This is a genomic window from Citrobacter sp. Cf087, from assembly GCF_030334285.1.
Taxonomy (GTDB): domain Bacteria; phylum Pseudomonadota; class Gammaproteobacteria; order Enterobacterales; family Enterobacteriaceae; genus Citrobacter; species Citrobacter freundii.
Genome location: NZ_JAOWED010000030.1, coordinates 285349 through 311315, shown reverse-complemented (window position 1 = coordinate 311315; position 25967 = coordinate 285349). Strand labels below are relative to the sequence as shown.

Here is a 25967-nt window from a genome sequence, read left to right as displayed (position 1 = left end):
TATTCTTATAAAAACGTAAGGTTCCTGCGCTATGCAAACACAAATCAAAGTCCGTGGTTTTCATCTTGATGTCTATCAGCACGTCAACAACGCCCGCTATCTCGAGTTTTTGGAAGAAGCCCGCTGGGATGGTCTGGAAAACAGCGACAGCTTTCAATGGATGACTGCACACAACATCGCTTTTGTGGTCGTGAATATAAATATTAACTACCGTCGTCCAGCGGTGCTAAGCGACCTGCTGACCATCACTAGTCAGGTGCAACAGCTAAATGGCAAAAGCGGGGTGTTAAACCAGACAATTACCCTGGAGCCGGAAGGGCAGGTAGTGGCCGACGCGTTGATTACCTTCGTCTGTATTGATTTGAAAACGCAAAAAGCGCTGCCGCTGGAAGGGGAGTTACGCGAAAAACTGGAGCAGATGGTGCAGTAGCTCAACGTTGCCTGATGGCGCTTCGCTTATCAGGCCTACGGGCGATATTGTGTACGATGAATGCTGTCGGTAGGCCGGATAAGGCGTTTACGCCGCCATCCGGCACTATTCGCTCAATTATTTCAGGCCGGTTTTCTGCTTCATTGCCGCCATCACTCCCGGTTTATCCGCCAGATAATGGTTCAGGCCGTTGGCACGCAGATTACACGCCGCACAGTGACCGCAACCGTCACCTTTGATGCCGTTATAGCAAGTTAGTGTTTCTTCGCGTACCAGGTCCAGCTTGCCCCAGTAATCAGCCAACGCCCAGGTTTCGGCTTTATCGATCCACATCAGTGGGGTTTCAAAGCGAATATCTTTCGCCATCCCCAGGCTTACGGCATGGTTCAGGGCTTTGACGAACTCATCGCGACAGTCCGGGTATCCAGAGAAATCCGTTTCACAAACGCCGGTAATGACAGCCTCTGCCTGTACCTGGTACGCGTAAATTGCTGCTAGCGTTAAGAACAGAATATTGCGTCCTGGCACAAAGGTATTGGGAATGCCGTTCGCATCCGGTTCGTAATCGGGTACCGGAATATTATCGCGGGTCAGGCTGCTGACAGCCAGTTCACTGAGCAGCGTGACATCAAGCACTTTGTGCGCGCGTGCGCCAAGTTTTAAGGCCAGGTCACGTGCGACATCAATCTCAGCGCGATGGCGCTGACCATAATCAAAGGTCACGCAGTGCACTTCATCATACTGATGCAGCGCTTGCGCCAGACAAGTCGTGGAGTCCTGACCTCCACTGAATACAACAACGGCACGTTTCATGGCTTTTCCTGACAAAATAACGAAGCCCTTATGGTAGCGCCTGGGCGTGTCGCCGACCAGCTTCTTCACGCTGAAGGAGGTGGCAACCAGGCTTCGGTAAATTCGAACCAGCCACGAGGATTCAGGCGTACGCCGTTCACCCCTGGTGGCGCGCTGATGCGATAGTGATAATTGAAGAGTGGCGTCAGGGTAGCGTCATGCATTAGCGTGGCGAAAACTTGTTGTAAAGCCGCGTGGCGATCGTCCTCATCGGCCTGGATTTGTAGGGCATCCAGGGTCGTTTGCAGATGTGTGTATGCTGGCGCACTCAATACATGTGACCAGAGCTGATCGCAGCGCAACCACTGTTCGAGAGTATATTCAGGTGCTTCACCAATCAGCCTGTCGCCCATCATCAGGTCGGCCTGGGCTAGGGGATGATTGCCATCCCAGTTTTTAGCATTATGAAAAATAAGCGTTAATTCACAGCCGAGCAGAGCCAACGCATGGCAAAGCTGTTCAGCCATAGCGTGAAGTTCTACCGGCAGATGATAAGCCAGCGTCAGCTTTTCCGGTAATGCTACCTCGTCGAGTTCATCCCAGTGCGGGATACTCCATCCGGGCAGCAGTGCATTGCTTGGCGTGATCAGATTTTCATCCACTTCAAGCGTTTGTAGCAGGGAAGAACGGTGGATAATATCGACCAGTCGACGAGCCTGCTGCGTATTCAGGCGCGCGCTTTTTCTGAGTGTGAGATAGCAAAAACCAAGGCTGATGCCGCTGCTTACCTGGCTTAGCATAGGTAACTCTTCGGGTTTACCAATCGCAATTTGCACCGGATGGCGGCAGCTGGTGCCCAAATCCTGGGAGAAGAGCTGCGGGGTTATCCAGTATTCAATGGCTTTTAGCAGCGGATGACTCAGATGGTAGTGATCGTGACTCTCGATACGCACCAGCTCAGGAGTAAACAGTGTCAACCGGAACGGGCCGGTCCCCACAAACGGGTGCTCAGGATGCGCCAGGTGACTGCTGTAGCTCGCCAGACGGTGCGCCAGCCAGAAGTCGGGACGATGCAGAATAAAGGTCAGACACTGGGGATGCGTAACCTCAATGCGCTTTACGCTGATAAATAGCTTATTCAGCGCAGGTAACTCTAACAGCTTCAGCAACTGTTGATGTAGCTGCGTGCTGCTTACCGTATCGCCGTTATGCCAATGCAGGGTGGAACGAATATAGAAATCCCAGCGCAGGCCGTCAGCGGAGATATTCCAGTGGTGGGCTAAGTCTCCACAGGGACGTTGCGTAGTGCTGTCAAATCGGGTCAGGCCAGAGAAAACTTGTCCAGCGAGGTGTTGCTCCGCGCGACCGGGGAGAAATCCAGGGTGCAAAGGGTCAAGCGGGCGGTAATAGGGGATACGCAGGGTTGGCGTGTCATTTTGCCATTGGCCGCCCATAAACGGTTGTAGCAACGTTCTTAATTCTCCCGGTGCTAACTGAGCGAGTTCCAGCACGCTAAGCTGTTCTCCCTTTTGCAGCGCCTGTTCCATCATGGTGTTGCGTAGGGAATCCGGCGTCACCAAAAAGCGTAATTGCCCGCGTTTCCCACGCCCAGACTGGGCGTGCCACTCCAGCCAGCCAGCATACTGCGCTTGCTTCAGCAGGGTACGCACGTGGCGCTCACTGCAAAAACAGCGTTCGGCCAGTTCCCCGACGGTCACCGACTGCGGTTCGCCGTTCGAAGGCTGCCACAGGCGTTGGTATTGGTTCAGGCGATTCAACAATCTCATATACACTTCATCCTTCAAGCTGCCTCTTTGTTGGCTGCGTTTATTCACCCCAGTCACATACTGAAATGTATGCTCCTGGGCGTTCATTCACTTGCCGCCTTGATGCAACTTGAATGATTTTCTGTAATAAACCCGGAACAATTCATTTTATATATTCACTATTACTTCCGTATATCTCAGGTGATACTGAATCACAAGTTAACCGCGTCACAGTGTGGAGAAAGAAATGGCTCGTCTGGCTGCATTTGATATGGATGGCACCCTTTTGATGCCGAATCACCATTTAGGTGACGAAACGCTTTCAACGCTGGCGCGCTTGCGTGAACGCGATATCACTCTGACATTTGCCACTGGCCGCCATGTGCTGGAAATGCGCCACATTTTGGGTTCTATCTCACTGGACGCCTTTTTGATCACCGGTAACGGCACGCGCATTCACTCTCTTGAGGGCGATGTGTTGCACCGTCAGGATCTGGATCCGAATGTTGCGGATATCGTGTTACATCAGAAATGGGATACCACCGCCAGCATGCATGTCTTTAATGACAACGGTTGGTTTACCGGACAAGAGATCCCCTCGCTGCTACAGGCGCATGTGTATAGCGGATTTCGCTACCAGATCGTCGATGTGAAACGTATTCCGGCTCATCAGGTAACGAAGGTCTGTTTCTGCGGCGATCATGAGTCTCTGATCCAGTTGCGCATTCAACTGAATGAAGCGCTGGGAGAACAGGCGAATCTCTGTTTCTCCGCAGTTGATTGCCTTGAGGTACTACCACTGGGCTGTAACAAAGGATCCGCGCTGGCGGTGTTGAGTGACTACTTAGGATATTCAATGTCCGAGTGTATGGCGTTTGGCGATGCTATGAACGATCGCGAAATGTTAGGCAGCGTTGGGCGCGGCCTGATTATGGGTAACGCAATGCCGCAACTGATGGCTGAACTGCCTCATTTATCGGTGATTGGACATTGCCGTAATCAGGCGGTGTCACACTTTTTGACGCATTGGCTGGACAATCCGCATCTACCTTATTCCCCCGAATGAGAGATCCCTTCCAGCAAGCCAGACTTCGCGTCTGGCTTTTTTTTGTCTGCTTAGTGTGTATTCAGCAACTGGGCAAGTTCCGCTTTCCACGGCGTTAAATCACCGATGTGCGCGTCAACCCATTGCGGGTTGTAGTAGGTTTCCAGATAGCGTTCACCGCTGTCGCAGAGCAGCGTCACCAGTGAACCGGTTTCTCCGGCGTTGCGCATGCGCGCGGCAAGTTGCAGCGTTCCCCACATGTTGGTGCCGGTTGAGGCACCGACTTTACGACCCAACTGCGTTTCCAGCCAGTGCGCGGTAGCCACGCTGGCGGCATCCGGCACGCGCAGCATTTCATCGACCACATCAGGAATGAAAGAGGGTTCTACGCGTGGACGCCCGATACCTTCAATTTTGCTTCCTACCGGGCTGCGCAATGTCGCATCGCGATCCTGCCAGAAGGGCAGAAATACCGAATTCTCCGGATCTACTACCATCAGGCGAGTATCGTAGCCCTGACAGCGGATATAGCGGCCAATGGTTGCTGAGGTGCCGCCGGTGCCGGCGCTCATCACGATATGGCGGGGAACGGGATTGGGCTCGCACTGCATCTGACGAAAAATGCTGTCGGCAATATTATTATTGCCACGCCAGTCGGTGGCGCGCTCAGCATAAGTGAACTGGTCCATGTAATGACCGTTCAGTTCACGCGCCAATTGTTCAGAGGCCGCGTAGATTTCGCAGGCGCTTTGCACGAAATGACAGCGACCGCCGTAAAATTCAATCTGTTCAACTTTACGTTTCGCTGTACAGGAAGGCATGACGGCAATAAACGGCAGCCCTAACAGTCGAGCGAAATAAGCCTCAGATACCGCCGTTGAACCGGACGATGATTCAATGATGGTAGTACCTTCTTTGATCCAGCCATTGCACAATCCGTACAGAAACAGTGAGCGCGCCAGACGATGCTTCAGGCTCCCGGTCGGATGCGTGCTCTCATCTTTTAAATAGATCTGAATGCCCGGAAACGCCGGTAGCGACAGACGAATGAGATGCGTATCTGCAGAACGCTGATAATCTGCGTTGATTTCATTGATGGCGTTTTTAACCCAGGAGCTATTCATCATTAATAGATATCCGTTTGTCATTTTGTGCCCAGAATAGCGAAAAGCACGGAAAAAATTGTTGCCATTTAGCCTTTAAAATAGAATGTAAGTAGAAAATTCTTCTCTGTGGAGTGGATATGCTAGACAAAATTGACCGTAAGCTGCTTGGCTTACTGCAACAGGACTGCACCCTTTCTTTGCAGGCGTTAGCAGATGCCGTTAATCTGACTACCACTCCCTGTTGGAAACGCCTCAAACGGCTCGAGGATGACGGTGTTCTGCTGGGTAGAGTCGCCTTGCTGGATCCGGAAAAACTGGGGCTGGGCTTAACAGCGTTTGTGCTGATCAAAACTCAGCATCACAGCAGCGAATGGTATTGCCGCTTTGTCACTGAAGTGACCGGAATGCCCGAGGTTCTGGGGTTCTGGCGTATGGCAGGGGAGTATGATTACCTGATGCGAGTGCAGGTCGCTGATATGAAAAGCTACGATGAATTTTATAAGCGCCTGGTGAACAGCGTACCGGGCCTGTCTGACGTCACCTCCAGCTTTGCCATGGAACAGATTAAATACACAACTGCTCTCCCTATTGAATAATTCTCCCGGCGCTTATTGCCGGAAATTTTGTCAGGACATAACGCGTGCGATTATTTGCTCAATTAAGCTGGTACTTCCGCCGGGAGTGGCGTCGCTACCTCGGAGCGGTGGCCCTGCTTATCATCATCGCTATCCTTCAGCTTATTCCGCCGAAAGTGGTAGGGATCATTGTGGATGGCGTAACGACACAACGCTTCACCACCGAGCGGTTGCTGATGTGGGTGGGAACCATTGCTCTGATCGCCGTGGTGGTTTATTTACTGCGCTATGTCTGGCGCGTGCTGCTGTTTGGCGCATCCTACCAACTGGCGGTTGAGCTGCGGGAAGATTATTACCGTCAGTTGAGTCGTCAGCATCCAGAGTTTTATCTGCGTCACCGCACGGGCGATCTGATGGCGCGTGCAACTAACGATGTTGACCGCGTGGTATTCGCCGCCGGGGAAGGCGTACTGACGCTGGTAGATTCGCTGGTCATGGGATGTGCGGTGCTGATCGTGATGTCAACGCAGATAAGCTGGCAACTTACGTTGATTGCGCTGCTGCCGATGCCGGTGATGGCGATAATGATCAAACGTTACGGTGATCGACTCCATAACCGCTTTAAGCTGGCGCAGGCGGCGTTTTCCAGCCTCAACGATCGTACTCAGGAAAGCCTGACCAGTATTCGTATGATCAAGGCCTTTGGTCTGGAGGATCGGCAGTCGGCATTATTTGCCGCTGATGCTGAAGATACAGGTAAGAAAAACCTGCGCGTGGCGCGCATTGACGCCCGCTTTGATCCCACGATTTATATCGCCATTGGGATGGCTAACCTGCTGGCGATTGCCGGGGGAAGCTGGATGGTGGTTCACGGTTCGCTGACGCTCGGCCAGCTCACCAGCTTTATGATGTATCTCGGTCTGATGATTTGGCCGATGCTGGCGCTGGCATGGATGTTTAACATCGTCGAGCGCGGCAGCGCCGCGTATAGCCGAATTCGCGCCATGCTGGCAGAAGCGCCGGTAGTGGATGACGGTACTGAACTGGTGCCGGAAGGACGCGGCGAGCTGGCGGTAGCGATTCGCGAATTTTGTTACCCGCAAACCACCCACCCGGCGCTGGAAAATGTGAATTTTCAGCTTAAACCAGGGCAGATGCTGGGCATCTGTGGCCCAACCGGCGCGGGGAAAAGTACGGTGCTGTCGCTGATCCAACGTCATTTTGATATCACCGAGGGCGATGTGCGCTTTCATGATATCCCGTTAACGCGCTTGCAGCTGGATAGCTGGCGTAGCCGTCTGGCAGTGGTCAGCCAGACACCTTTCTTGTTCTCGGATACGGTCGGCAATAACATCGCCTTAGGACGCCCGCAGGCCACCCAGGCAGAGATCGAGCATGTGGCGCGCCTTGCCAGCGTTCATGAAGATATTCTACGTCTTCCTCAGGGCTATGACACCGAAGTGGGCGAACGTGGGGTGATGCTGTCTGGTGGACAAAAACAGCGTATTTCTATCGCCCGAGCGCTACTGCTGAATGCTGAAATCCTGATTCTGGATGATGCGTTATCGGCGGTAGATGGTCGTACCGAGCATCAGATCCTGCATAACCTGCGTCAGTGGGGCGAAGGCAGAACCGTGATTATCAGCGCCCACCGTTTATCGGCTCTGACGGAAGCCAACGAGATTATCGTGATGCAGCATGGGCATATTGCCCAGCGCGGTGAGCATGAATCTTTAGTGCAACAGCCCGGCTGGTATCGCGATATGTACCGCTATCAGCAACTGGAAGCGGCACTGTCTGATGCGCCAGAAATAAACGAGGAGGCGGCTAATGCGTAGTTTTGGGCAACTATGGCCGACCCTGAAAAGATTGCTGGCGTATGGTTCACCATGGCGAAAACAGTTGGTGATTGCGGTAGTTATGCTGTGGGTGGCGGCTGCGGCGGAAGTCAGCGGTCCGCTGTTGATTAGCTATTTTATCGATAACATGGTGGCGAAGAACAATCTGCCGTTGGCGATGGTTGTCGGGCTGGTTGCGGCCTATGTCGGTCTGCAACTGCTGGCGGCAGGCCTGCATTACGCGCAGTCGTTGTTGTTTAACCAGGCGGCGGTTGGCGTCGTACAACAGTTACGCACTGACGTAATGGACGCTGCGCTGCGCCAGCCGCTCAGCGCCTTTGATACTCAGCCCGTCGGGCAGCTTATCTCACGTGTGACCAATGACACCGAAGTTATTCGCGACCTGTACGTGACGGTGGTCGCAACGGTTCTGCGCAGCGCGGCCTTAATCGGTGCCATGCTGGTGGCGATGTTCAGCCTCGAGTGGCGTATGGCGCTGGTGGCGATGGCCATTTTCCCGGCGGTGATGGTGGTGATGGTGATTTATCAACGCTACAGCACCCCGATTGTGCGTCGGGTGCGCGCTTATCTGGCGGATATTAACGATGGCTTTAACGAAGTCATCAACGGCATGAGCGTTATCCAGCAGTTCCGCCAGCAGGCGCGATTTGGCGAGAGAATGGGGGAGGCCAGCCGCTCGCACTATATGGCGCGTATGCAAACCCTGCGACTGGATGGCTTTTTGCTGCGCCCGCTGCTGAGCCTTTTCTCGGCGCTGATCCTCTGCGGTTTGCTGATGTTGTTCAGCTTTACCTCTGGCAGCTCCATTGAGGTTGGCGTGCTGTACGCGTTTATCAGCTACCTCGGCCGTTTGAACGAACCGCTGATCGAGCTGACCACCCAGCAATCCATGCTGCAGCAGGCGGTTGTCGCCGGTGAGCGAGTGTTCGAACTGATGGACGGGCCTCGTCAGCGCTATGGTGAAGACGATCGCCCGCTCAAAAGCGGGGACATTGAGGTGGATAACGTTTCATTTGCCTATCGTGACGACAATCTGGTGCTGCAAAACATCAGTCTGTCCGTGCCTTCGCGCAGCTTTGTAGCCTTGGTCGGACACACCGGTAGCGGCAAAAGTACGCTGGCCAGTCTGCTGATGGGTTACTACCCGTTGACGCAGGGCGAAATCCGCCTTGACGGACGTCCGCTGTCTTCTCTGAGCCACAGTGCGTTACGTCAGGGCATCGCGATGGTGCAGCAGGATCCGGTGGTGATGGCGGATACCTTCCTGGCCAACGTCACGCTGGGTCGTGATATCTCAGAAGAGCGGGTCTGGCAGGCTCTGGAGACTGTGCAACTGGCAGCACTGGCGCGGGGGCTGAGCGAGGGGATCCATACCCGGCTGGGCGAGCAGGGCAATAATCTCTCCGTTGGGCAGAAACAGCTGCTGGCGCTGGCGCGGGTATTGGTGGAAACGCCGCAGGTACTGATCCTCGATGAAGCCACGGCCAGTATTGATTCCGGTACTGAACAGGCCATTCAGCACGCGCTGGCGGCGGTACGTGAACACACCACGTTGGTAGTGATTGCACATCGGTTATCGACGATTGTCGATGCGGATACCATTCTGGTGCTGCATCGCGGGCAGGCGGTTGAGCGTGGTACGCACCAGCAACTACTGGCGGCGCAAGGCCGTTACTGGCAGATGTATCAGCTGCAACTGGCGGGTGAAGAGCTGGCGGCCAGCGCACATGAGGATTCGGTTATCGCCTGATGGCGCTGCGCTTATCAGGCCTACGGTCAACGCGGTTTTGTAGACCGGATAAGGCGTTTACGCCGCCATCCGGCAATCAACAATCTGGTGCAAAAATGTAACGCACTATGCACCGTCATAGTGCGTTTTTTCTTTTTCTCCCCCGGCAATACCCTGCAAGCCTGAATTATTCCGCGTTTTTCATTCCTGGCACACCCCTTGCAATATTCCTCTCGTGTATCTGCAGCCACTACTGAATTCTGACTGGAGGGGATCTATGAAGCTGGTTACCGTGGTAATCAAACCGTTCAAACTGGAAGACGTCCGTGAAGCACTGTCGTCTATTGGTATTCAGGGGCTGACCGTCACCGAAGTGAAGGGCTTTGGCCGACAGAAAGGTCATGCTGAGCTGTACCGTGGGGCTGAATATAGCGTCAATTTTCTGCCAAAGGTGAAGATTGATGTGGCGATTGCCGACGACCAACTGGATGGCGTGATTGATGTCATCAGTAAAGCGGCATACACCGGAAAAATTGGCGACGGCAAAATCTTCGTCGCCGAGCTGCAACGTGTGATTCGTATTCGTACCGGCGAAGCCGACGAAGCCGCACTGTAACTTCTGGCACACAGTGATAGGAAACCAAAAAATGAAGATAGCAACGATGAAAACAGGTATTGCTTCACTGGCGCTACTGCCGGGACTGGCAATGGCGGCACCGGCGGTTGCGGATAAAGCAGATAACGCTTTTATGATGATCTGTACCGCGCTGGTGCTGTTTATGACTATCCCTGGCATTGCGTTGTTCTACGGCGGTTTGATTCGCGGTAAGAACGTGCTGTCGATGCTGACTCAGGTGACGGTGACATTCGCTCTGGTTTGTATTCTATGGGTGGTTTATGGCTACTCACTGGCCTTTGGCGAAGGGAATAATTTCTTCGGCAACTTCAACTGGGTATTACTGAAGAACATCGCGCTGACGGCGGTCACGGGGAGCTTCTACCAGTACATTCACGTTGCTTTTCAGGGTTCTTTCGCCTGCATCACCGTTGGGCTGATTGTCGGGGCGCTGGCTGAACGTATTCGCTTCTCTGCGGTGCTGATTTTTGTAGTGGTATGGTTAACGTTGTCGTACATCCCCATTGCCCATATGGTCTGGGGCGGCGGCTTGCTGGCTTCCCACGGTGCGTTGGATTTTGCCGGCGGAACAGTCGTGCATATCAACGCGGCGATTGCCGGTCTGGTTGGTGCGTATCTGATTGGCAAACGCGTCGGTTTTGGCAAAGAAGCCTTTAAACCGCATAACCTGCCGATGGTCTTTACCGGTACCGCTATTCTCTATATTGGTTGGTTTGGCTTTAACGCCGGTTCAGCGGGAACGGCGAATGAGATTGCCGCACTGGCCTTCGTCAATACCGTGGTCGCCACCGCCGCAGCCATCCTCGGATGGATCTTCGGTGAATGGGCGCTGCGTGGCAAACCGTCCCTGCTGGGCGCGTGTTCTGGTGCTATTGCGGGTCTGGTGGGAGTAACACCGGCATGTGGCTATATTGGTGTCGGCGGCGCGCTGATTATTGGTGTCGTTGCGGGACTGGCTGGCCTGTGGGGTGTGACCATCCTGAAGCGTATTCTGCGCGTGGACGATCCGTGTGATGTGTTTGGCGTGCACGGCGTGTGCGGCATTGTTGGCTGCATCCTGACCGGGGTGTTCGCTGCCAGCTCTCTGGGCGGCGTGGGCTTTGCCGAGGGCGTGACCATGGGGCATCAGCTGCTGGTGCAACTGGAAAGCGTGGCGATTACCATCGTCTGGTCCGGTGTGGTGGCTTTCATTGGCTATAAGCTGGCGGATATGACGGTGGGTCTGCGTGTACCGGAAGAGCAGGAACGCGAAGGTCTGGATGTGAACAGCCACGGCGAGAACGCTTACAACGCTTGATGTTTCAATCTGCCGGATGGCAACGCTTTTGCGCCGCCATCCGGTAATTCTCAATTACGATTACGCATTACCCCTTCCTGCACGGTAGAGGCGACCAGCACGCCGTCCTGCGTATAAAACTCCCCGCGTACAAAACCCCGGGCACCGGAGGCCGAAGTACTCTCGACGTTATACAACAACCACTCATTGATATTGAACGGACGATGGAACCACATGGAGTGGTCAATGGTGGCGATCTGAATCCCTTTTTCCAGGAAACCAATTCCGTACGGCTGCAGCGCAACAGGCAGGAAGTTCAGGTCTGAAGCATAACCCAGCAGATATTGATGGACGCGCAGATCGTCCTGCAGCTCGCCGTTTGCGCGGATCCAAACCTGGCGCGCCGGAGGTGCGACGTGACCTTTTAAGGGGTTATGAAATTCAACCGGACGCACTTCCAATGGACGATCGTTGATAAATTTTTCTTTCAACAGCGGCGGCAGCAAATGCGCCACTGAGCGGGCAATTTCTGTTTCTGATTTAAGCTCATCGGGACTCGGCGCATCCGGCATGGTTTTCTGATGTTCAAATCCGTCTTCCGGCGCCTGGAAAGAGGCTGTCATGTAAAAAATAGGTTTACCATTCTGGATTGCGGCAACGCGGCGTGCGCTGAAGCTGTTACCATCACGCAGGACTTCTACATCATAGATGATGGGCTTTTGGCTATCGCCGGGGCGTAAAAAGTAGCTGTGAAAGGAGTGGACCAGACGCTCTTCTGGTACGGTTTCCTTTGCGGCATACAGCGCCTGACCGACAACCTGTCCCCCAAAAACCTGACGTAACCCTAAGTCTTCACTTTGGCCCCGAAAGAGTCCTTCTTCAATTTTTTCCAGATTTAACAATGTCAGCAAATTTTTCAGCGCCAGACTCATACGTGCTCTCCAGGTTATATCGTTCTCGCAGCGAGGTAGGCAGAGTATAACGCAATTTTGAAAGTGGTCCGATGGGTGCAATTGTCTGAATTAAAGGCCTATTACAGGCAAAAACAGCTATCTTGTGCCACACTTAGTCACGTTATGTTTTTGTTAACCACTCTTCTGGCGAGGAAAGTTCTCGCTGGTGCATAGATGAAAAGGAGAATTTAATGAAACTCGTGCACATGGTAAGTGGTTTAGCGGTTGCGGTCGCTCTGGCAGCTTGCGCCGATAAAAGCGCGGATATTCAGACACCTGCGCCAAGCCCTAATACGTCAATTGCTGACACACAGTCTAAAATTCAGCAGCCTAATGTCTCCGGTACAGTATGGATCCGCCAGAAAGTGGCCTTGCCACCTGATGCGGTGCTGACCGTAACGCTGTCAGATGCTTCACTGGCCGATGCGCCGTCAAAAGTGCTGTCGCAAAAAGCGGTCCGTACTGAAGGTAAACAAGCGCCATTCAGCTTTGTATTACCGTTTAACCCGGCTGATATTCAACCTAACGCCCGTATTCTGCTAAGTGCGGCAATTACGGTTAATGACAAACTGGTCTTCATTACTGATACCGTGCAGACGGTCATCAATCAGGGGGGGACAAAAGCTGACCTGACGCTGGTCCCTGTACAGCAAACGGCAGTACCGGTTCAGGCGAGCGGTGGGGCTGCCACCACGGTGCCGTCAACGTCACCAACCCAGGTGAATCCGTCTTCTGCCGTCCCTGCTCCCACACAGTACTAAGGCAGTCGTAACCCTCTCCGCCCAGAGAGGGTTAGTACACCCAGCGATAGCGCTGTAAATCGATCTGTCCGCTTCCTGAAACCACTACTCCTTCAGCCAGCAACGCCTGGCGCTGCCGTTGCAGGTCGGGGCCTGTCAGCGAAATGGCACCATGACGATTAACCACCCGATGCCAGGGCAAAGTGCTGCCTTCGGGGAGACGCTTAAGCACGCCGCCTACCTGGCGCGCAGCACGCGGCGAACCGGCAAGCCTGGCAACATCGCCATAGGTGGTGACGAAACCTTCGGGGATTGACGCGACGATTTGCCAGACGCGTTGGGGGAAAGTGTCTTGTATATCCATCATTTATTCCTGCGCTAATCCTCCAGCATAATGCTGAACGGCGAAGGAGTGAAGCCGCATTGCACAAGAAAACAGCATCCGATGCTGGATGGGTTGCAATTACAGGGTGCAGCAGTGATAATGCGCCTGCGCGTTGGTTAACAACGCTCTCAATGGGGGCTCTGTTGGTTCTCCCGCAACACTACTCTGTTTACCAGGTCAGGTCCGGAAGGAAGCAGCCAAGGCAGATGACGTGTGTGCCGGGATGTAGCTGGCAGGGCCCCCACCCAATTCTGCCGTCCGGCAATTTTCCTTCTGCTTATCTTCTTTTCTTTGTCATCGTATTGTCATTTTAATGTCATCAAATGCTGTCAATGTGTTTCGGGGATGTTATTTGATGCTTTTGCCGCCGCCATCGCACTGTAACGACAGGGGTCTTACATTCGGTGTGTTTTGGCTGACCACAAGGATTTTCTACGATGTCGACCGCTGTATTGAATGTCAAAATTGATGAGGCGCTAAAAGAAAAGCTTCGCCATTACGCTGAAGTGCATAGTGAAAATTTAAGTATCGCGACGGAAAAACTACTGCTGATCGCGTTTTCCGCCGTTGAAGAGGCGGGAGTCTCCGCTGAGGATATCGATAGCCAGCATACGGAAGAATCCGTGGTTGAAGCACTGACTCCTAAAGAAATCAAAGCATTGCGAAGACTACTGAAGAAGAAAAAATGAAACAACAACCGCTCTCAACCGCCTGTAATTATGGCGAAGCCTGTGAAATGCTGCGTTCCGGTTATGTGAAACATGTTCGTCTGAGCTGGAATGTCGGCAGCGATGAGTTCTTCCGTATTGCCTCCGACTGGTGTGATGCCGGGGCAAAAATTAAGAAAGACGGTGAGAATTTCGTGATTTCTCTGAAGGGGTTTCCGGTTCCTCCTCAGCGTTAATATTGCCGGGACATCCTCGTCCATCACGGCATTCAAGGACGAGTCCTTTGACTCGTCGTTTAGATTATTTTACGTATTTTCCCGCTGCTGGCCTGCAAACGCAGGTTATCCCAAATGGGTTGCAACACCCGGAAGGCGGCACGCGTTGTGTCATCCGGTAATGTGAAGGGCATACGCAAAAAGCGGTCAAATGCACCATCAAGACCGAAACGCGTACCGGTTCCCAACTGAATGCCTGCGATTTCGGCGCGCGTAGCGAATAGCGTTGCCAGCGTATCGGGCAGTTCAACCCAAAAAGAGAGTCCTCCCTGTGGCTGGGTAAACTGCCACTCCGGGAAATGTGCGTTCATCAGGTCCGAGCACAGATCTCGCTGCGATGTGAGTAGCCGTCTTCTGTCAGGAAGAAAGTCGGCGGCATTATCCAGCAGCCAACTGGTGGCGAGTTGTTCAAGCACCGGGGAGCCTAAATCGAAGGTGTCGCGAGTTTGTACCAGCGCCGCGATGGTTCGCGCCGACGCCCGAATCCAGCCCAGACGCAATCCTCCCCAAAAGCTTTTCCCGGCAGATCCCAGCAGGATGATCGGTGCATTGCGGTTGAATGCGGCAAGCGGCGGTGGTGGCGGGGTGTCATACCACAGGTTCACCATGGTCTCATCAATCACCAACGTGGTGCGGGTCCTTTCAGCAATATCTGCCACGACCTGGCGAGTTGCAGCGTCCATGCAACGCCCGGTCGGATTGTGAAAGTCCGGCATCAGATAGGCCATTCTCGGTGCGGTTTGCGCGATGGTGGCGACCAGACCTGCCGTATCCCAACCGTGTTCGGGCAGCGACACACCGACGGGACGACATGATGCACCTTGAATCGCGGCAATCGCCAGCGGATACGTGGGATGATCGACCACCACGCGATCGCCAGGGCCGGTGAGTAAACGCAGGATCAGCGCCAGGCCACTGACCGCGCCGTTCACGACCATAATCTCATCGGGCTGCGTCGGGAGTCCGCGTTCGCAATAATGTCGGGCGATGGATTCACGCAAAACCGCCAGTCCCTGCGGTAGATACCCGGAGCTCAGCAAATGCTGCGGCATCGCAAACAGCGCTTGTTGGTAAGCATGGTGAATTTCGGGACCGGCACTCAGCGCCGCCGTGGACAAATCCAGCGCTGTACCGGTACTGGTTCGTGTAGGCACATGACGAATGTGTTCCGGCAGGATCACCCGTGAGCCGCTCCCATGACGGCTTTCCAGATATCCCTCTTCACGCAGTTGCGCCATGGCGCTGGCGACGGTGGTTCGGCTCACTTGCAGAACGGCAGCGAGCTCGCGTTCGCCGGGTAAGCGACTATCCAGCGCCAGTCGACCATCAAGGATCAGCAAACGTAACGCTTCTGCCAGCTGTCGCCAGATGGGCGTTCGTGAGGGGGTTTCCTGCCAGTGTCCGAGCAGGCGCTGCAAAGACTGGCTTCCGTAACGGCGTGATGACATAGCAGTCCACTTTTTGAAAACTGGACATTAATCATAGTGCCAATTGCGGTGATGATGAAAGTTATCTGAGAGTGAGAGGGGAAAAGCATGCTGCGTCGTTTACTTCAGCTGTTCATCGGGCTGACGCTGTACGGTGTGTCGACGGCGATGTTTGTCCGTGCCGATTTAGGAGCCGATCCGTGGAACGTGTTTCACCTGGGCGTGGCCAATTTATTGTCGATGAATATTGGCGTGGTGATTATTGCCGTGGGTGTGTTGGTACTGCTGGCGTGGATACCGCTGCGCCAGCGTCCAGGGTTTGGCACGTTGAGCAACGTGATTATGATCGGGCTGGCGGCAGATGCCGCGCTGCTGGTGATTCCGGGATTTGAATCCCTGCTGGCGCGCAGCGGGCTGTTGGTGTCAGCGGTGATCCTGAATGCGTTAGCAACCAGCCTGTACATTGGTGCCGGTTTTGGCGCCGGTCCGCGTGATGGTCTGATGACCGGTATCCACGCACGTACCGGCTGGCCAGTACGACGAATTCGAACCGCAATTGAAGTGTCGGTGCTGCTTATCGGTTGGTTGCTGGGAGGAACCGTGGGGGTTGGTACGGTGCTGTATGCCTTGGCTATCGGACCACTCATTCAGCTTTGCCTGCCGTGGTTTCGCCATCAGCCGCAGGCACGTATTCGCATCAGGAATACGCCTAGGGCACGATCGCCTGCTGGCGACTAAACTTAACCTCGACTGACGCGGCCGGAATCGGCTTGCCGCGCAGTACACTTCGGAGGTTTTTCTCATGAAGTATGTTGATGGCTTTGTGGTTGCCGTACCCGCTGAAAACAAGGAGGCGTACATTGCGATGGCGGCAAAAGCAGCTCCGCTTTTCAAGGAGTTCGGTGCATTGCGCGTGGTGGAGTGCTGGGCAGATGATGTCCCCGACGGCAAATTGACCGATTTTCGCATGGCTGTGAAAGCGCAGGATCATGAAGAAGTGGTATTCAGCTGGATTGAATACCCTTCCAAAGAGGTCCGCGACGCGGCGAATCAGAAGATGATGTCCGATCCCCGTATGAAGGAATTCGGTGAATCTATGCCATTTGATGGCAAGCGAATGATCTACGGTGGATTTGCGCCCATTATGGAAGAGTGATGTGACTGGCTGTGCGGCGTGCCGCCAGCCATCTCAACATCAACAGCCATGTTAAAGTCGTTTTTCTGCCCACAGTATAAATTCCGTTTTCGGCAGCGCTTTGCTGTAAAGCCAGCCTTGACCGTACTGCACTCCGTGCTTGCGTAGCCAGGTTTCCTGATTCTTGGTTTCGATACCTTCCGCCACCATCTCAAGTTTCAACGCTTTTGCTATCTCGATGATATGTGGTGTGACGTTGTTGTACTCCAGTGCATCGACGAACGATTTGTCTATCTTCAGAATGTCTACATCCAGATCCTGCAAATAACTCAGGCTGGAATAGCCGGTACCAAAGTCATCAATATAGATTGAATGACCCGCCTGACGGTATTTGGCAATAAACGGCGCGCTGTTTTTTGGGTCAGCAAATTCGCGTTCAGTTAGCTCCAGCGCGATTTGCGCAGGCTTAAGTTGCCAGTGATTCACCTTCTGGCTTAACAGGGCCGGAAGCGTTTCGGAGGACAGATCGGCTGACTCAAGGTTGATGGATATATGCTGCTCAGGATGCTGACGCAGCCATTTGCCTAAATCTTCAAATACGCTTTCAATAATCAACCGGGTGAGGGACTCTGTCAGCCCGGTTTCATGCGCCAGCGCGACGAAAATTTCAGGTGACAGATAACTCCCATCGGCCTGCTGCCAGCGAGCCAGCGCCTCTGCCCCAACCACTTTCCCCGTTTTGAGCGAGATAATTGGTTGATAGTGGACTTTGATGTCCCGATGCTGGATAGCGTCCTGCAACTGGTGATGGGGCGACTGTAAGCGGCGCAAAATACGCAAAACAAAGGCGGCGGTGAGCAAACCGATAAGAATACCTGCCGGGAGCCAGATCAGTGCCTGCCGGTGCCAGGTTTTTTGCAATGGCAGGGTAGACGCCCAGGTTACGATCGTGATGCCCAACTCAGGAAAGGGGCGGGCGTTATAAATGCTGCCATCTTTGTTAAAATGAGTAATCGATCGTTCTTGCTGTATATGCTGCAAAACGTCCGATGGCAGATCGGCGCTACTGGCAACCACGACGTTGCGCATGGTGCCAATGATAGTCACTTCAATCGGCCATGAGCCAAACGGGATGACGTCAATGAAAGAACCCGGATCGACCATCACAATATAATGTTCGCTCCCTAATGCTGCCATAAAGCGCTTGATGCCCAAATCATTTTGCGTGGTAAGCCATGCGCGATATCCATCAGGAGTGACTTTCATTGCGGGTGGAAATGCGTCTGCCTGGCTTCTTTTTTCCAGGGATGAGCATTGCGGAACGTTATCTTTGAGGTACAGCACTTCCTGAATATAGCGATAGCTATATGACAAACGACGCATTTCCAGCAGATGCTCATCACTACAAGGCACCCCCTGAAATGCTTCAATATGGCGTAATGCTTTTTTCGCCTGCTCGCCTACGCGTTCCGTACGTAATGCGACTCGTGTTGAGAACATGTCGAGTTCATCGATAAATTTCGTTTCGACCTGACGATGTGCCAGCCACAGGCTTAAACCTACAGGCGCGAGGATGGAAAGGAACAGTACCCCAGTCACCAGGCTTATCAGATGTCGTGTTGTCACAGTGATATCCTTATTTACACAGCGTAGGGAAAGTATATCTGAAACCCCGAAAAGCTATTCGATTGACATCATATATTTACGGCCACTTATCATCCCGTTTAACTCCCTGTAGCGTAAATCAGGTTGTGGTTTGTACAAGAGTGGTGTATTTTGTCAGTTATGTTATAACGTAACAAATCGAGGTTACCATGAAACCGGATATCCATCCTTTTTACCGTACCGTGGTGTTTCACGATACCAGTGCCAATGAATTCTTTAAGGTCGGTTCGACCATTAAGACTGAGCGTGAAATTGAGTTTGAGGGGGAAATGTACCCGTACGTGACCCTCGATATCTCTTCTAAATCGCATCCGTATTATACCGGGAAACAAAAAACCTTTGATAATGAAGGTAGTGCAGCACGTTTCCAAAAACGTTTTGGTCATTTTATTGGCGTTAAGCGGGGTTAAAATGCAGGTACTCAATTCACTTCGCAGTGCAAAACAGCGCCATCCTGACTGCCAGATAGTAAAACGCAAAGGGCGTTTGTACGTTATCTGCAAAACGAATCCGCGCTTTAAAGCAGTACAGGGGCGTAAAAAGAGACGTTAGTTTCTTTGCCAGCATTTCAGGGATTAAAGTGCGTTGCCTGGGCTGGAACGCACTTTTTTTATCTGCGCTGAGATGCCGTTACTGGGTGGTCTGGGCGCGGGTAAGCGTAAAGACATCGTAAAACGAGAGTTCGCCTTTGCGCGATATCATCTTTTGCAGCTGTGCTTTATGTTCGCTATCCACGGACGGTGAGTGCAGGATAGTATCGATGAGCGAGGAGGGGACAAAGCGCGTGTTGTACCATTCTCCGTTATAGCAAACTCTAAAATCCAGAACGTCGATATCTTCAAAGCGGTACCGTGGCGCAACGTCGAAAAAGAAAAAGCCGTTGAGTACAACGAACAGTACCACCAGCAGCCATACTGAATCGACTAACGTTTCTGACTGTAGCATCACCGCCAGCGTGGCAAACCAGGCAACATACATGCCGATAAACAGCCCTGGGTGTTTGCGAATGAAGCTGATGCTAAAGCGCGGTTTGTTGTCGCGCTTCTCGCGAATATTTAAGTCGTCGATTGTTTCAGTAAGCAGGCGCTGTATTTCTGTCATCTCTTGCCTTCATGATATCTGCAAAATTCAGGAGGGATCGCCCTATTTTAAAAGGGGATACCCTTTTAAGAAAGTAACAGATTAACCGCAATTTAGCATAACAGTTACATTTAAGATCACAGCGTTTTGATGATCCTTGCGGGATTGCCCCCAACCACGGTGTTTGCTGGAACGCTTTTAGTGACTACTGCGCCTGATGCCACAACCACGTTATCGCCCAGCGTGACGCCAGGATTGATCACTGCACGGCCACCTATCCAGACATTATTGCCGATAGTCACGGGCTTTCCGAACTCCAGGCCACTGTTGCGCTCGGTAGCATCCAGCGGATGGGTCGCGGTATAGATATGAACGCCAGGTGCCAGCATGCAGTTGTCACCAATATGAATTGGACAGACGTCGAGCATAACGCAGTCGAAATTAGCGTAAAAGTCTTTACCAAGATAGATGTTATAACCGTAATCACACCGGAAAGAGGGTTCAATATAGGCACCCTCACTCTGACCTAACAGATCATGCAGGATTGCCTGACGCTCATTTTTTTCATCGGGAGCGGTGAGATTGTAACGATAGATCAATTGACGAGCGCGTAGTCGGTCACTGCGCAGTGTTTCATCTGCCGGGCGATAGTATTCGCCGGCGATCATTTTTTGCTTTTCATTACGCATTACGATTTCCCTGTGTACTGAAGGTTATTTCAGCACAGTAAAACGTAATGCAAGCAAGGGGAACGTTCCCGCTTCTTTGCTGTGATCATAGTCACGTGATTTGAATTAAATAACCATTGTAAATACGAAAATGGTTAGCCAGACAACTGTGCCGCTATACCTGACTTAACCTTGAGTGCAATTAGCGAATGAATTTCCAAACAGAAGTTGGAATCTTGTCGTAAAGCTTATTCATGGTCAATTCAGCAAGGCGATGATCTGCTGCTGAGTAAAATACAGCCAGTTCGTTGTCGGACAATTCATATTTATTTTTTTCAATAACGCGCTCTAGCGTATCAATTGTCTGGCAACGTCGCAGGCGCATCAAATAATCTGTTTTAGTTAATGGTTTATCGGACATAACTCTTACCTATGATTGTAATAATTTTTAACAAGACAAACTAACAGGATTAGCCCTGGTGGCATTGACAAAACAGCGAAACAGTCGATTACCTGACTTCCGCCATTTCTGCAGATCCTGCGTATTAATACCATAACTGCTGAACAACATAAAAGTGTCATCCAGGTATTCATCTATCTGCGCGATCAGCTTATTGTCCTCATTGTACTTAATTTTATAATTAAGTGCGAAGGTTGCAATATGCTCTATCAGTTCATTGAGCTGCAAGCTGGTTGCAGAGGTAGGGTCATTAACCCAGCCATGGTTACTTTGTTCAAGGTTTGCAAGACAGTCATGATACAGAGTTTCGCAGAGAAATTTAAGCTGCGCGATATCATGTCTTTTGGGTGAGTATTCATCCATAACGCATCCCCTTCTTAGTGGCTTAAACTAACCGAACACCTTTCGGGATGGATACAACAACTACCTGGAACTTGCCCGCGACTCCTGATGATTTAACTATAATCTACTCTAAAAAAGATTTCATCGTCATATCACGAAAAATTACAATTATGTAAAATTATGATGCTACGTCATTTTTACATTTTAACAGATAAATGCCGCAATTCGAAATGGGACAGTTTCTTTATTCTTCGGGCAATCATCGGGTTATCTTGTTTAGGTTTAGCAACGAAAGGCAACAACCGACAATGAAAACCAGTGGATAGGATTAATCTTAATATTTATTAAAGTAAATAAGAACTCTCGCTGTTTTTTTAAGAATAGCCTTTAAGGCTGCAAGGATTATATCGCTTATTTACTCGATAGAAAATAAACGGAATGGCAATAAGTGATTTTTATGATTTTTCCAGAAAAAAGGCCGCTTGCGCGGCCTTATCTTTAGAGATGTATCAATGATGCTCTACTGAGTGGCTATGCTCAATATCTTCATTTTTGCGGCTAAAGCGGCGGCGTACCACCACAAAGAACACCGGAACAAAGAAGATCGCCAACACGGTTGCCGTCACCATCCCACCCATTACGCCAGTACCAACGGCGTTCTGCGCACCGGAGCCTGCGCCGGAGCTGATGACCAGCGGCATTACGCCCAGAATAAAGGCCAGTGACGTCATCAGGATTGGACGTAAACGCATGCGTACTGCGTCCAGCGTCGCCTCTATCAGACCTTTACCCTCTTTATCCATCAAGTCTTTGGCGAATTCGACGATAAGTATCGCGTTCTTCGCCGACAACCCAATGGTTGTAAGCAGGCCTACCTGGAAGTAAACGTCGTTGGTCAGGCCGCGGAACGTTGCTGCCAGCAATGCACCGATAACACCCAGCGGTACAACCAGCATTACGGAGAACGGAATTGACCAGCTCTCGTACAACGCTGCCAGACACAAGAATACGACGATCAGTGAAATGGCATACAAGGCAGGAGCCTGGTTGCCGGACAGTCGTTCCTGGTAGGACATACCGGTCCAGTCATAACCGATACCGGATGGCAGTTTGCTGGCCAGTTGCTCCATCATCGCCATGGCTTCACCGGTACTTTTACCCGGAGCGGCCTGGCCTAAGATTTCCATGGAAGGCAAACCGTTATAGCGTTCCAGACGCGGCGAACCGTATTCCCAACGTGAGGTTGAGAAGGCGGAGAACGGTACCATCTGTCCATCGCTACCGCGGACATACCAGTTTCCAATATCTTCCGGCAACATACGGTATTTCGCTTCAGACATGACGTAAACTTTCTTCACACGACCACGGTCGATGAAGTCATTCACGTAGCTTCCGCCCCATGCTGCACCCAGCGTTGTATTAATATCACTAATGGAAACGCCCAGAGCCTGCGCTTTTTCCTGATCGATATCGATCTTGAACTGCGGCGTATCTTCCAGACCGTTAGGACGAACACCGACCAACAGATCAGGATGCTTCGCGACTTCACCAAACAGTTGGTTACGCGCCTGAGTCAGCTTCTCATGGCCCAGACCCGCCTGGTCAATCAACTGGAAGTCAAAACCGGTTGCGGTCCCTAACTCCACAATCGCTGGCAGGTTAAAGGCAAAGACCATCGCGTCTTTAATCTGCGAGAATGCGCCCATTGCACGCTGAGTAATCGCTTCAACCTTGTTCTCTTCGCCAGGACGTTCACTCCAGTCTTTCAGAGAAACGAACGCGATGCCGGTGTTCTGACCACGACCAGCAAAACCGAAACCGTTAACGGCAAACACCGATTCAACGTTCGCTTTTTCCTTGGTCAGGTAGTAATCCGTCATTTCGTCCAGTACCTTCTGGGTACGCTCTTGCGTCGCACCCGCTGGCAGCTGAGCCATAGACAGGAATACCCCCTGGTCTTCATCTGGCAGGAACGAACTTGGCAGACGAACGAACAGATAGGCCATGCCCACAACGATAATCAGATACAGCGCCAGATAACGACCGGTGCTGCGCAGAATACCGCCCACGCTATCGGTATAATGATGCGTGCTCTTATCGAACATGCGGTTAAACCAGCCGAAGAAGCCTTTTTTGCCTTCTCCGTGATCGCCTTTAGCAATCGGTTTGAGCATGGTCGCACACAGGGCAGGGGTCAGAATCAATGCCACCAGTACAGACAGCGCCATCGCGGAAACAATGGTGATGGAGAACTGACGGTAAATTGCACCGGTCGACCCCCCGAAGAACGCCATTGGGATAAATACCGCTGACAGCACCATCGCGATACCCACCAATGCGCCCTGAATCTGGCCCATCGATTTTCGCGTTGCTTCCTTCGGCGGTAGTCCTTCCTCAGCCATTACACGTTCAACGTTCTCGACCACAACGATGGCGTCATCCACCAGCAGGCCGATGGCGAGCACCATCCCGAACATCGTCAGGGTATTTATTGAGAAGCCGAAAATCGCCAGGACGGCAAACGTACCCAAGAGTACCACCGGCACGGCGATAGTCGGAATCAGCGTCGCGCGGAAGTTCTGCAGGAACAGATACATTACCAGGAACACGAGGATGATTGCTTCTGCCAGCGTTTTCACTACTTCGTGAATAGAAATTTTCACGAACGGCGTGGTGTCATACGGGTAAACGATCTTCAGACCTGACGGGAAGAACGGCTCCATCTTCTTCAGTTCTTCGCGGATAGCGTTTGCGGTGTCCAGGGCGTTAGCACCTGTTGCCAGCTTGATACCCAGACCGGATGCCGGTTTACCGTTGAACTTCGCAATGATGTCGTAGTTCTCACCGCCCAGTTCCACTTTCGCTACGTCACGCAGACGAACCTGGGAACCATCCTGATTCACTTTCAGCAGGATTTTGCCGAACTCATCAGCGGAGGTCAGACGGGTTTGCGCAATGATCGATGCGTTAAGCTGCTGACCTTTCACCGGCGGCGTACCACCTAACTGACCGGCTGCAACCTGGGCGTTCTGCGCTTTGATGGCGCTGATTACATCAACCGGTGTCAGCTGGAAGTTGTTCAGTTTGTTCGGATCCATCCAGATACGCATCGCGTACTGAGAACCAAACAGCTGAACGTCGCCCACGCCTGAAGTACGGCTAATGGCATCCTTCATGTTGGCGCCAACGTAGTCGGAAATATCCTCCTGCGTCATGGTGCCGTTGGTGTTGATAACACCGACAACCATCAGGAAGCTGCTGGATGACTTCTCAACGCTAACCCCTTGCTGCTGTACTTCCTGAGGCAGCAACGGCATGGCCAGCTGCAGTTTGTTCTGCACCTGTACCTGTGCGATATCCGCATCAGTACCAGACTGGAAGGTCAGGGTGATCTGCACGGTACCCGTGGAGTCACTGTTTGAGGACATGTACATCAGGTTATCGATACCGTTCATATTCTGTTCGATAACCTGCGTAACAGTATCCTGTACTGTTTTGGCATCAGCGCCAGGATAGGTCGCGGAGATCGTCACTGCTGGCGGTGCAATAGTCGGATATTGCGCTACCGGCAATTTGAGGATCGCGAGCCCCCCTGCCAACATGATAATAATGGCGATCACCCACGCAAATATTGGGCGATCGATAAAGAAATTAGGCATGTCTTAACGGCTCCTGTTTAAGTTAAGACTTGGACTGTTCAGGCTGGCTACCGCTTTGGCCTTGCTGGTTGTTATCAGCGGTGATTTCCTGCGCTTTTACCTGCGCGCCAGGACGTACTTTCTGCAGCCCAGTAACAATCACGCGGTCGCCCGGCTTAAGTCCATCAGTGACTAACCATTTGTCGCCAATCGCTTGTGCGGCGACAATTTGACGAGTTTCAACTTTGTTGTCTGCACCGATAACCAATGCACTGGCATCGCCACGCGGTGTGCGGGTAACGCCTTGCTGTGGAACCAGTAATGCTGTTGGGTTAATCCCTTCTTCCAGACGTGCGCGGACGAACATACCCGGCAGTAAGGTATGATCCGGGTTCGGGAAAATTGCGCGTAACGTAATCGACCCAGTGGTTTGATCTACCGTCACATCAGAAAATTCCAGCGTACCGGACTGCGGGTATTTAATGCCGTCATTGGTCACCAGTTCGACTTTCGCTTTACCGTTTTCTTGCTTCAGCGTGCCGTTGGCCAGCTCCTGTTTCAGGCGCAGGAAGTCGTTGCTTGACTGCGTCACGTCTACATAGATGGGATCCAACTGCTGAACGGTCGCCAGTGCGGTCGCCTGACCGTTTTGCACCAGAGCGCCTTCCGTAACGGATGATTTACCAATGCGACCGCTGATCGGTGACGTCACTTTGGTGTAAGCCAGATTGATGCGTGCAGTTTCTACCGCGGCTTTCGCGGCAACAACGGCGGCGTTTGCCTGCTGTGCGTCAGCCAACGCGCTATCGTAGTCCTGTTGGCTGATGTACTTAGTACCCAACAGTTTCTGATAACGTTTCACCGTCAGTTGAGCAATGTTTGCTGCGGCTTGTGCTTTAGCCAGATCGCCTTTTGCACTTTCATAAGCGGCCTGGTAAGTAGCAGGATCAATCTGATAGAGAGATACACCCGCTTCGATGTCACCACCTTCCGTGAAATTACGTTTCAGGATAATCCCGCTAACCTGAGGACGAACTTCAGCAATACGAAACGCACTGGTGCGACCCGGAAGTTCGGTTGTGATCTGTAGAGGTTCAGTTTTGAGCGTAACAACTCCAACCTCTGGCATTTGCTGGCCCCCTTGTTGGGCCTGTTTGTCGTCACATCCTGTTAGCGCTAAGCTGCCTGAGAGCATCAGAACGACTGCCAGAGGCGTTAACCCTCTGTTTTTGTTCATATGTAAACCTCGAGTGTCCGATTTCAAATTGATCAATGGCTTAAAGCCCATAAACCCATTGCTGCGTTTATATTATCGT

General features: G+C 52.2%; 26 protein-coding genes, 1 other RNA gene and 1 pseudogene. 15 read left to right on the top strand and 13 right to left on the bottom strand.

What is annotated here, in order from left to right:
* Positions 1 to 31: 31 nt before the first annotated feature.
* Positions 32 to 430, top strand: coding sequence for a long-chain acyl-CoA thioesterase FadM (fadM, locus tag OGV57_RS15340; RefSeq protein ID WP_003021636.1), 399 nt, complete (start codon positions 32 to 34; stop codon positions 428 to 430).
* Positions 431 to 547: 117 nt separating this feature from the next.
* Here the strand turns inward: fadM and queC are convergent, their stop codons facing one another.
* Both queC and OGV57_RS15330 read right to left on the bottom strand, forming a co-directional pair.
* A complete protein-coding gene (gene queC / locus OGV57_RS15335; RefSeq protein ID WP_003835948.1) occupies positions 548 to 1243 on the bottom strand; it encodes a 7-cyano-7-deazaguanine synthase QueC in 696 nt (231 codons plus the stop codon).
* Between the two features lie 65 nt (positions 1244 to 1308).
* Positions 1309 to 3009, bottom strand: coding sequence for an SgrR family transcriptional regulator (locus OGV57_RS15330; RefSeq protein ID WP_054528675.1), 1701 nt, complete (start codon positions 3007 to 3009; stop codon positions 1309 to 1311).
* 226 nt (positions 3010 to 3235) lie between these two features.
* On the opposite strand from OGV57_RS15330, the gene cof reads away from it, so the two are divergent.
* Positions 3236 to 4054, top strand: a complete 819-nt coding sequence (gene cof / locus OGV57_RS15325; protein ID WP_054528151.1) for an HMP-PP phosphatase — start codon at positions 3236 to 3238, stop codon at positions 4052 to 4054.
* Positions 4055 to 4104: 50 nt separating this feature from the next.
* Here cof and OGV57_RS15320 read toward each other — a convergent pair whose 3' ends face one another.
* Positions 4105 to 5160: a PLP-dependent cysteine synthase family protein gene (locus tag OGV57_RS15320; protein ID WP_016149704.1), complete on the bottom strand. Its 1056-nt coding sequence runs from the start codon at positions 5158 to 5160 to the stop codon at positions 4105 to 4107.
* 116 nt (positions 5161 to 5276) lie between these two features.
* Here OGV57_RS15320 and OGV57_RS15315 point away from each other — a divergent pair, with 116 nt between their 5' ends.
* The 5 genes from OGV57_RS15315 to amtB all read left to right on the top strand — a co-directional run bounded on the left by OGV57_RS15315 (position 5277) and on the right by amtB (position 11236).
* Positions 5277 to 5735 (top strand): Lrp/AsnC family transcriptional regulator, encoded by a 459-nt coding sequence (locus OGV57_RS15315; protein ID WP_003021649.1) that lies wholly within the window; start codon positions 5277 to 5279, stop codon positions 5733 to 5735.
* Between the two features lie 44 nt (positions 5736 to 5779).
* Complete coding sequence (locus OGV57_RS15310; protein ID WP_054528152.1) at positions 5780 to 7552, top strand: SmdA family multidrug ABC transporter permease/ATP-binding protein; 1773 nt, start codon at positions 5780 to 5782, stop codon at positions 7550 to 7552.
* Positions 7545 to 9323 carry a SmdB family multidrug efflux ABC transporter permease/ATP-binding protein gene (locus tag OGV57_RS15305; protein WP_032936971.1) on the top strand — a complete coding sequence of 593 codons (1779 nt, stop codon included), beginning with the start codon at positions 7545 to 7547 and terminating at the stop codon, positions 9321 to 9323. The genes OGV57_RS15310 and OGV57_RS15305 overlap by 8 nt, the downstream gene beginning before the upstream one ends.
* Positions 9324 to 9579: 256 nt before the next feature.
* On the top strand, positions 9580 to 9918 hold the full coding sequence (glnK, locus tag OGV57_RS15300; RefSeq protein WP_003021657.1) for a P-II family nitrogen regulator: 339 nt from the start codon (positions 9580 to 9582) through the stop codon (positions 9916 to 9918).
* 31 nt (positions 9919 to 9949) lie between these two features.
* Positions 9950 to 11236, top strand: a complete 1287-nt coding sequence (amtB, locus tag OGV57_RS15295; RefSeq protein ID WP_003835936.1) for an ammonium transporter AmtB — start codon at positions 9950 to 9952, stop codon at positions 11234 to 11236.
* 50 nt (positions 11237 to 11286) lie between these two features.
* Here the strand turns inward: amtB and tesB are convergent, their stop codons facing one another.
* Positions 11287 to 12147: an acyl-CoA thioesterase II gene (gene tesB, locus OGV57_RS15290; protein WP_003835934.1), complete on the bottom strand. Its 861-nt coding sequence runs from the start codon at positions 12145 to 12147 to the stop codon at positions 11287 to 11289.
* Positions 12148 to 12359: 212 nt separating this feature from the next.
* On the opposite strand from tesB, the gene OGV57_RS15285 reads away from it, so the two are divergent.
* Positions 12360 to 12929 carry a YbaY family lipoprotein gene (locus OGV57_RS15285; RefSeq protein ID WP_003021666.1) on the top strand — a complete coding sequence of 190 codons (570 nt, stop codon included), beginning with the start codon at positions 12360 to 12362 and terminating at the stop codon, positions 12927 to 12929.
* 31 nt (positions 12930 to 12960) lie between these two features.
* Here the strand turns inward: OGV57_RS15285 and OGV57_RS15280 are convergent.
* Positions 12961 to 13350 (bottom strand): annotated as a pseudogene (locus tag OGV57_RS15280) (MGMT family protein).
* Positions 13351 to 13434: 84 nt separating this feature from the next.
* Between OGV57_RS15280 and ffs the strand changes: the two are divergent.
* The 3 genes from ffs to OGV57_RS15265 all read left to right on the top strand — a co-directional run bounded on the left by ffs (position 13435) and on the right by OGV57_RS15265 (position 14197).
* Positions 13435 to 13531, top strand: an RNA gene (gene ffs, locus OGV57_RS15275) — signal recognition particle sRNA small type.
* A 199-nt stretch (positions 13532 to 13730) separates the two neighbouring features.
* Positions 13731 to 13982, top strand: coding sequence for a hypothetical protein (locus OGV57_RS15270; RefSeq protein ID WP_003021699.1), 252 nt, complete (start codon positions 13731 to 13733; stop codon positions 13980 to 13982).
* Entirely contained in the window at positions 13979 to 14197 is a 219-nt protein-coding gene (locus tag OGV57_RS15265) for a hypothetical protein (RefSeq protein WP_003021701.1), read from the top strand. The genes OGV57_RS15270 and OGV57_RS15265 overlap by 4 nt, the downstream gene beginning before the upstream one ends.
* Positions 14198 to 14256: 59 nt before the next feature.
* Here the strand turns inward: OGV57_RS15265 and yczR are convergent, their stop codons facing one another.
* Positions 14257 to 15684, bottom strand: a complete 1428-nt coding sequence (gene yczR, locus OGV57_RS15260) for a MocR-like transcription factor YczR (protein ID WP_054528153.1) — start codon at positions 15682 to 15684, stop codon at positions 14257 to 14259.
* Positions 15685 to 15771: 87 nt separating this feature from the next.
* Between yczR and yczE the strand changes: the two genes are divergently transcribed.
* Positions 15772 to 16401, top strand: a complete 630-nt coding sequence (gene yczE, locus OGV57_RS15255; protein WP_054528154.1) for a membrane protein YczE — start codon at positions 15772 to 15774, stop codon at positions 16399 to 16401.
* 64 nt (positions 16402 to 16465) lie between these two features.
* Entirely contained in the window at positions 16466 to 16819 is a 354-nt protein-coding gene (locus OGV57_RS15250; RefSeq protein WP_003831033.1) for a DUF1428 domain-containing protein, read from the top strand.
* Between the two features lie 51 nt (positions 16820 to 16870).
* Here OGV57_RS15250 and pdeB read toward each other — a convergent pair whose 3' ends face one another.
* Positions 16871 to 18424 (bottom strand): cyclic di-3',5'-guanosine monophosphate phosphodiesterase PdeB, encoded by a 1554-nt coding sequence (gene pdeB, locus OGV57_RS15245; RefSeq protein ID WP_054528155.1) that lies wholly within the window; start codon positions 18422 to 18424, stop codon positions 16871 to 16873.
* A 188-nt stretch (positions 18425 to 18612) separates the two neighbouring features.
* On the opposite strand from pdeB, the gene OGV57_RS15240 reads away from it, so the two are divergent.
* Together OGV57_RS15240 and ykgO are read left to right on the top strand one after the other, a co-directional pair.
* Positions 18613 to 18873 (top strand): type B 50S ribosomal protein L31, encoded by a 261-nt coding sequence (locus tag OGV57_RS15240; RefSeq protein WP_003021719.1) that lies wholly within the window; start codon positions 18613 to 18615, stop codon positions 18871 to 18873.
* 1 nt (position 18874) lies between these two features.
* Positions 18875 to 19015 (top strand): type B 50S ribosomal protein L36, encoded by a 141-nt coding sequence (ykgO, locus tag OGV57_RS15235; protein ID WP_005125190.1) that lies wholly within the window; start codon positions 18875 to 18877, stop codon positions 19013 to 19015.
* A gap of 78 nt (positions 19016 to 19093) precedes the next feature.
* Here ykgO and OGV57_RS15230 read toward each other — a convergent pair whose 3' ends face one another.
* From OGV57_RS15230 to acrA, 6 genes are all read right to left on the bottom strand, one after another.
* Positions 19094 to 19564, bottom strand: a complete 471-nt coding sequence (locus OGV57_RS15230; RefSeq protein WP_003021724.1) for a YlaC family protein — start codon at positions 19562 to 19564, stop codon at positions 19094 to 19096.
* A gap of 116 nt (positions 19565 to 19680) precedes the next feature.
* The gene (gene maa / locus OGV57_RS15225) at positions 19681 to 20232 is read right to left on the bottom strand and encodes a maltose O-acetyltransferase (RefSeq protein ID WP_003021728.1); all 552 of its coding nucleotides are present in this window, start codon (positions 20230 to 20232) and stop codon (positions 19681 to 19683) included.
* 181 nt (positions 20233 to 20413) lie between these two features.
* On the bottom strand, positions 20414 to 20632 hold the full coding sequence (gene hha, locus OGV57_RS15220) for a hemolysin expression-modulating protein Hha (RefSeq protein WP_002892050.1): 219 nt from the start codon (positions 20630 to 20632) through the stop codon (positions 20414 to 20416).
* A 27-nt stretch (positions 20633 to 20659) separates the two neighbouring features.
* Positions 20660 to 21034 carry an Hha toxicity modulator TomB gene (gene tomB / locus OGV57_RS15215; RefSeq protein WP_003021733.1) on the bottom strand — a complete coding sequence of 125 codons (375 nt, stop codon included), beginning with the start codon at positions 21032 to 21034 and terminating at the stop codon, positions 20660 to 20662.
* A gap of 488 nt (positions 21035 to 21522) precedes the next feature.
* The gene (gene acrB, locus OGV57_RS15210) at positions 21523 to 24672 is read right to left on the bottom strand and encodes an efflux RND transporter permease AcrB (protein WP_003021736.1); all 3150 of its coding nucleotides are present in this window, start codon (positions 24670 to 24672) and stop codon (positions 21523 to 21525) included.
* 22 nt (positions 24673 to 24694) lie between these two features.
* Complete coding sequence (gene acrA, locus OGV57_RS15205) at positions 24695 to 25888, bottom strand: multidrug efflux RND transporter periplasmic adaptor subunit AcrA (protein WP_003835922.1); 1194 nt, start codon at positions 25886 to 25888, stop codon at positions 24695 to 24697.
* Positions 25889 to 25967 lie beyond the last annotated feature (79 nt).